Origin of the sequence: Shewanella sp. MBTL60-007 (genome assembly GCF_019654915.1) — a bacterium.
Taxonomy (GTDB): Bacteria; Pseudomonadota; Gammaproteobacteria; order Enterobacterales; family Shewanellaceae; genus Shewanella.
The window spans coordinates 56,975-63,745 of sequence record NZ_BPET01000030.1; the positions used below are offsets into that span (position 1 = coordinate 56,975).

The window sequence follows — 6,771 nt, forward strand, 5'->3', positions numbered from 1 at the left end:
AGAAGAGAGTTGGAGAGTTAAAGCATGTTTAAAGGTTTTTATCGAACCGTAATGTTCGCCATGATGGCACTGCTAAGTGTTGGAGTTCAGGCTGCCGAAAGTACCGATATCGATCAAACCAACCCTTTTACCTTGGTTGAGGCTGTCGCTAACAAGACGTTTGCTCGTTTTCATCAAGATGAAAAGCTGATTGCTGCCGATCCCGATCATCTAAAGGTGATCGTGACCGAAGAGTTGATGCCCTACGTTGATTATAAGTATGCCTCTTATAAGGTGTTAGGGCAGTATCTACGGGACACGACTAAAGATCAGCGAGAGCGTTTCGTTGAAGCATTTAAAGGCTATCTGATTTCGACCTATGCTCAGGCATTTACCGAATATACTGATCAAACAGTAGAATATGGCAGAGCCGAAGACTTTGTCGGTGAGAAGTTTGTGAGTGTCAATGTTCAAGTTGTCGAACCGGGCCGCCCAGCGATTAAGTTACAGTTTAAAGCCCGTCGTTTAAAAGATGGTACTTGGAAAGCGTTTGACTTAATCGCCGAAGGCGTTAGCTTGTTATCATCGAAGCAATCAGAGATCACTAACCTTGTGCGCCAGCAGGGGATCGAGTCAGTGATTGATATGTTGAAAGAGAAGACAAATCAGCATATTGATTTGAACGCTAACGAGAAAAAGAGCTAGTGGCAACATTTAAACAGCAAGGGATTAATTGCAGCGTATCGGGTCGGTTAGATCAGGATGCGGTGATCAGCCTATGGAGTGGCCGCAGTCGTATTTTGGAGCCTGATACCGCATTTTTGCAGCTATCTGGTATTGAATATTGCGACAGTGCTGGCGTGGCTTTTTTACTGGAATTAGTCAGTATATTTGCCGCCAATGGGGCGACTTTGAAGTTAATATCGCCTTCAGAGCAGCTTAAGAAATTTATTATATTATACGATTTAAATGACTTCTTTATCGAAGAAGCTAAGTAAGGTGAACAGTTCCATGGAATGTAAAGAGATTGAGACCATCCTTTTAGACGCGCTTTCTTTAGAGGAAGTAAAAGTGACTCAAGAGGGGACACACTACAAGATTATTGCTGTAGGTGAATGCTTTGACGGTATGGGACGAGTGAAGCAACAGCAGACAATTTACGGCCCATTAATGGCTCACATCACTAGCGGTGAGCTACACGCTATTACGATTAATGCTTTCACGCCAACACAATGGAAGCGTGAAAAAGTCTTTAATATGTAATCGCGGATTTAGAGAGTTAAAGTGGATAAATTAAAAATTGAAGCAAGTGGTGCACTTGCTGGAAACGTGGTTATCTCTGGCGCAAAGAATGCCGCTTTGCCTATTTTAATGGCAGGTGTGTTGGCCGAGACTGATTTCAATGTTTCGAACGTACCAAACCTAAGGGATGTGAATACTAGCTGTGAACTACTGCGCTGTTTGGGCGCTGAAGTGACCCGTTCAGGCACAGATAAAGTATGTATCTCTACCACCAATCTTAATGAATTCTGTGCGCCTTATGAGTTGGTTAAGACCATGCGCGCATCAATTCTCATTCTTGGCCCGCTGCTTGCTCGTTATGGTACGGCCGATGTGTCTCTGCCTGGCGGCTGTGCTATTGGTGCTCGTCCTGTTAACTTGCATCTGCAAGGTCTTGAGCAGATGGGCGCTAAGATTGAGGTTAAAGAAGGCTATATCAAAGCACGTGTTGACGGTCGTTTGAAAGGCGCGCATATCTTTATGGATATGATCAGCGTCGGCGCGACGGAAAACTTGCTAATGGCTGCAGCACTGGCCGACGGTGAAACCATCATCGAAAATGCTGCTCGCGAACCAGAAGTTGTTGATCTCGCTAACTGCTTGATCGCTATGGGCGCTAAAATCGAAGGTGCGGGTACCGATACCGTGCGTATCCAAGGTGTAGAGTCACTGCAAGGTTGTGACTATCAAGTGATGCCAGATCGTATCGAGACCGGTAGCTTCTTGGTCGCTGCTGCAGTGACTCGTGGCAAAATTCGTTGTACTAAAGCGGATCCTAAGTCACTTGAAGCTGTATTGGCAAAACTTGAAGATGCCGGCGCAAAGATCACAACAGGTGATGACTGGATTGAGCTAGATATGCAGGGTAAACGCCCTAAAGCGGTAAATATTAAGACCGTGGCATACCCAGGCTTCCCAACCGATATGCAGGCGCAGTTCTGTGTGCTAAATGCACTCGCAGAGGGGACGGCTACGATTACCGAAACCATTTTCGAGAATCGTTTCATGCATGTTCCAGAGCTAAGCCGTATGGGCGCAACCATGGAGCTGGAAGGCAATACCTGTATTATTCATGGTATTGAAAAGCTAAATGGTGCGCAGGTGATGGCTACCGATCTACGTGCATCGGCAAGTCTTGTGATTGCAGGCCTTGTGGCAGAAGGAACGACGATTGTCGACCGTATCTACCATTTAGATCGTGGTTACGAGCATATTGAAGATAAATTTAAAGGTCTAGGCGGGCACGTTGAGCGCGTTAAGTCTTAAGCAGTGACCTTTTTGATAAAAGCCATTTAAGTTTAAAAACTTAAATGGCTTTTTTGTTTTATGAGCTAGCGCAAGTTACAGCCTAGTAAAACAGGAAGCAGATCAAAAAACAGCCCAGAGTCAGATGCTATGTTGATGGTATGCCTGTTTTTGTCACATTTAACATCTATCTCTTTTATGGCCTCGTTTTTTTCTCGATGGGCTGTGCCGTTGTTTTTCGTAATTTTCGCTATAGCCAATTAAAGGTCGCTCCAACGCTGTGGGCGTTGGCGGTATTTGGTTTTTCCCATGCCTTCCATGAATGGTCTGAGCTCTATGTACTGATATTTTCAGATCATATCGCGCCAGAGTATCGTTTATTAACCCAATGGCTCTGTTTGGCAAAGCTATTCTTATCTTATGCAGCTCTGATGGTGTTTGCTTGGCAGATATTGACTATTAGCAATAAGCGTCTTGCCTATATAGGTCATGGGCTGATTATTGCGTTATTACTGAGTTATGCCTACTTAGTGATCCCAGATCTTCATCATCTTGCTGTAAATCAAGCCGGTTTTTCTGAGGCTAGTCAATACACCCGAATCTTAATCGGCTTCGGTAGTGCGATGCTAGCTGGTATTGGAATGGTGGTCTACGGCAACAGCTTACGCCAAGAAGAACACGGCTATGGTTTTTACTTCGCACTGAGCGGCATGGGTTTAATGATTTATGGCGTACTCTCAGGGTTAGTGCCAACCGAATATCACTACAGCGTGCCTATCTATCGCACATTGGCCGGTGGGATCATTTTAGTCGCTCTATTTAAGGCGCTTAAAGTCTTTGATCTAGAGAAGGAGCGCAAGACTGCCGCTAAGCTCAAACGTGCGATTGAAGCCGATAAGTATAAGGCGATTGGTCAGCTTGCTATGGGCGTGGCTCATGAGATCAATAACCCTTTAGCATCATCGACATTAGCGCTGGATCTATGGGAGAGAAAGCATCCCCACCTTTCTGAGTCAGAAGAGAATTACCTAAGCCGTGTTCGCTTAGGTATTGAGCGCGCATCCTCAATAAGTAAAGAGCTACTCAATTACGCAAGGCCTGCCTCAGGCAGGCGCTGCTTTGTCTCTCTTAGGGAGATATTAGATTCTGCAGCTAAGTTGCTATCACACCGCACCAAGCAGCATTCAATTGAATTTGAGTGCAGTCGTAATATTGTGCTCTATGCTGAGAAAGTAAAGTTAGAAGAGTTGTTTATAAACCTTTTATGCAATGCGATTGACGCGTCGAGTCCACAGAGTTCAATTTTTGTCACTGCGACGCAAGACGAGCATAAGGTCTGCGTGACTGTTGAGGATTTTGGTTGTGGGATGACAAAGGAGGAACTGACTCGCGCGCCAGAATTATTCTATTCCACCAAGGCATTAGGGCAAGGCACTGGTTTAGGCTTGGCGATCTGTGAGCAGATAGTCGCACTACATAATGGGAAAATGCATATTGTGAGCAGTAAACAGAAGGGCACTAGGGTCGAACTCACTTTTTATCGGGAGCAGCATTGATGATCACAGTTTTGTTAGCTGAGGATGATAGAGAGCTTAGCCGAAATATGGTTGAGATCCTTGAGCTTGAGGGATTTAGTGTTACAGCGGTTGAAAGTGCAGAAGCTGCGATTAGAGCTAGCGAGAAACAACATTTTGATATTGCACTGATGGACTTGCTGATGACGGGCATGACTGGAGTCGAAGCTATCTCGAACCTAAGACAAAATCAGCCGTTAATTGCAGTTATTATTATTACCGCTTATGCCACCGTCGATACGGCCGTGGATGCCATGAAAAAAGGGGCCGATAGTGTGATGACAAAGCCTTTTAAAAGCGATGAACTCATCGTCACCATAAAGCGAAGCCTAGCAGAGAAGCAGCTGTTTAAGAGTCGTGTCGATCTCGACCCTGATCTTGTCTACAGCGCACTGGCGAACCCTTATCGACGTAAAGCCCTTAATGTATTGGCAATCCATAAGGGCGTTAAATTTATGGATCTATGCCGCCTAGTTGAAATTGAGGACCATACAAAGTTTAATTTTCATCTGCGGCAGTTAAAAAAGGCGGGTCTTGTGATGCAAAATGAGAACAAGCTCTACATTTTGACAAATACAGGTCAATTCATGTTAACAAATCACAACATTTTTAATGCGTAAAACTTCTTATGTAACAATGCTTTGCCTGGTTGTTGATAACTAAAGTTCACAACTTTCTGTGAGTGGTGAACTCTGGTTATCTATCTCTTTAGTAGTAACTCTTCAATACTTGATTCATGCCCAAAGAGGCATATCAGTCGCCACTCCCTGCAACGTTGGCGATATGAATAGCAATGTTGAGGATGAACTTATGAACGCACACATTCCATATAAAAAGCTGATACTGGCCAGCATGATTACTATGTTGGCTGCTTGTGGCAGCGACAACGATGACAATACTAATCTACCCGAAGAAAACACTCCCCCCGTTGCGGTAGCTGACTTTGCCAATGTCTTGGCTGAAGAGGTTGTGACGATTGATGTACTTGCCAATGATACCGATGCCGATGGCGATACATTAACAATCGTTTCTGTTGATTCGGGTAACGCAGTAATAAAAGACGGCAAGGTCGATTTTACTGCAGGCACTGAAGCGGGAGAGGTGAAGTTTAATTACACGATAACCGATGGCACTGATGAGGCGTCTGCTGTTGTGACAGTCACGGTTGAAGCGCAACCAGAGCCTGAACCACTAACTTATGTTGGCAGCGCCGCTTGTGCGGGTTGTCATAGCGATCAACATAAGACGTTTGCTAAAACTGGCCATAACTTCAAGATCCAAAAAATTGCTAACGGTGAGCAACCCGTGTTTCCTTATACTCCAGAAGCAACGATTACCGGAGCAATCGATTTGTTAGTTGATTCAACACCTAACAATACTCTTGGAGCCCCAACTAGCTACGATGATGTAAGTTATGTTGTCGGTGGTTATCACTGGAAGATGCGCTGGTTAGATGCTGAAGGTTATATTGTCACTGGTGAAAACGTGCAATATAACATTCGTAATAGCGCCGGTGAGCTGAATATTCCTGACAATCATCCTGCTGACCCAGACGTGATGGGTAACTATAAGACTAGCGAGTTCGATTATCAGTATAAGTGTGGTAACTGCCATACAACAGGTTGGAAGCGTACGACCACTGAAGATGGGGATACGCGTAACCTTGACCGTCAAGATAGTCTACCGGGCATGGGCGGTACCTTTGCCGAGCAAGGTGTTCAGTGTGAAGCTTGTCACGGTGCAGGTAGTGAGCACATTAAGGCACCGACCAAAGCTAACATTACTAAAATCGCTTTGGCTCGTACTACAGAAGACTTCCTAGCTGAAGATATGGCGTTTGGTAAGGCTGTGACCTGCGGTGAATGTCATACACGTGATGGTGAGAAGGATTACCCAACGTATGTGAGCGCATATAACGCAGCCTTCCCTGATGGTAGCCAAGTGGGTGGACGCATTATCTCTAGTGGCGGCCTATCTAAGCACCACCAGACTGCAGATGAAATACTTGGTGTGGTTCCTGAAGCCCACGGTAGTTATCAAGCGGGTGACGAGATTGGTCCTAAGCGTAATATGAGCTGTACAACTTGTCATGACTCTCATAAGTCGACGGTCAATCAAGATAGTGCCGATGGCCTACATGCTGGAGCGGTGAAAGCATGTACTGATTGTCACGATAAAGAGTTCACCGATGGTGGTGGTTCATTTGGTCATGCAAATATGGCTGAATGTACAACATGTCATATGCCAAAGCTTGCCAAGAGTGCAGTGACTCATCTAGGTAAAGACGGCACAACAGCTTTCGGTGATGTGAAGTCTCATCTATTTACTATCGACTTAGACCCAGCGGCTAAGCAGTTCACTGAAGATGGTAAGTTCCAAATGCCTTGGTCAACTGCACAGTACTCATGTGGTGAATGTCATGCAGATTATGCGGACAAAGCTGCGGCGCTGCCTAAAATCCATAAATAAAAATAAGCTCATCATTATTTAGTCCCTCCCGACAAGCCACGCTAACCTATTTAGCGTGGCTTTTTTTGTACCCCGAAGGCTGAGACGGTAAGGCTAAGACGGTAAGGCTAAGACGGTAAGGCTAAGACGGTAAGGCTAAGACGGTAAGGCTAAGACGGTAAGGCTAAGACGGTAAGGCTAAGACGGTAAGGCTAAGACGGTAAGGCTAAGACGGTAAGGCTAA

General features: G+C 45.2%; 7 protein-coding genes. All 7 read left to right on the forward strand.

Going from position 1 to position 6,771, the window contains the following annotated elements:
* Positions 1-24: 24 nt before the first annotated feature.
* The gene (locus tag K5Q92_RS12940; protein ID WP_220769414.1) at positions 25-684 is read left to right on the forward strand and encodes a phospholipid-binding protein MlaC; all 660 of its coding nucleotides are present in this window, start codon (positions 25-27) and stop codon (positions 682-684) included.
* Positions 684-977 (forward strand): lipid asymmetry maintenance protein MlaB, encoded by a 294-nt coding sequence (locus tag K5Q92_RS12945; protein WP_220769415.1) that lies wholly within the window; start codon positions 684-686, stop codon positions 975-977. The genes K5Q92_RS12940 and K5Q92_RS12945 overlap by 1 nt, the downstream gene beginning before the upstream one ends.
* A 13-nt stretch (positions 978-990) precedes the next feature.
* Positions 991-1,242 (forward strand): BolA family protein, encoded by a 252-nt coding sequence (locus K5Q92_RS12950; protein WP_012156801.1) that lies wholly within the window; start codon positions 991-993, stop codon positions 1,240-1,242.
* Positions 1,243-1,263: 21 nt separating this feature from the next.
* Complete coding sequence (gene murA, locus K5Q92_RS12955; RefSeq protein ID WP_220769416.1) at positions 1,264-2,526, forward strand: UDP-N-acetylglucosamine 1-carboxyvinyltransferase; 1,263 nt, start codon at positions 1,264-1,266, stop codon at positions 2,524-2,526.
* Between the two features lie 140 nt (positions 2,527-2,666).
* Positions 2,667-4,061 carry a sensor histidine kinase gene (locus K5Q92_RS12960; RefSeq protein WP_220769417.1) on the forward strand — a complete coding sequence of 465 codons (1,395 nt, stop codon included), beginning with the start codon at positions 2,667-2,669 and terminating at the stop codon, positions 4,059-4,061.
* Positions 4,061-4,699, forward strand: coding sequence for a response regulator (locus K5Q92_RS12965; RefSeq protein ID WP_220769418.1), 639 nt, complete (start codon positions 4,061-4,063; stop codon positions 4,697-4,699). The genes K5Q92_RS12960 and K5Q92_RS12965 overlap by 1 nt, the downstream gene beginning before the upstream one ends.
* 190 nt (positions 4,700-4,889) lie before the next feature.
* Positions 4,890-6,548 (forward strand): Ig-like domain-containing protein, encoded by a 1,659-nt coding sequence (locus K5Q92_RS12970; protein WP_220769419.1) that lies wholly within the window; start codon positions 4,890-4,892, stop codon positions 6,546-6,548.
* The last annotated feature ends 223 nt before the right edge of the window (positions 6,549-6,771 follow it).

Excerpts from the sequence above, each read along its gene's own strand:
- K5Q92_RS12965 (WP_220769418.1), top strand. The coding sequence starts at position 4,061 with ATGATCACAGTTTTGTTAGCTGAGGATGATAGAGAGCTTAGCCGAAAT.
- K5Q92_RS12970 (WP_220769419.1), top strand. The coding sequence starts at position 4,890 with ATGAACGCACACATTCCATATAAAAAGCTGATACTGGCCAGCATGATT.
- K5Q92_RS12940 (WP_220769414.1), top strand. The coding sequence starts at position 25 with ATGTTTAAAGGTTTTTATCGAACCGTAATGTTCGCCATGATGGCACTG.
- K5Q92_RS12960 (WP_220769417.1), top strand. The coding sequence starts at position 2,667 with ATGCCTGTTTTTGTCACATTTAACATCTATCTCTTTTATGGCCTCGTT.
- K5Q92_RS12950 (WP_012156801.1), top strand. The coding sequence starts at position 991 with ATGGAATGTAAAGAGATTGAGACCATCCTTTTAGACGCGCTTTCTTTA.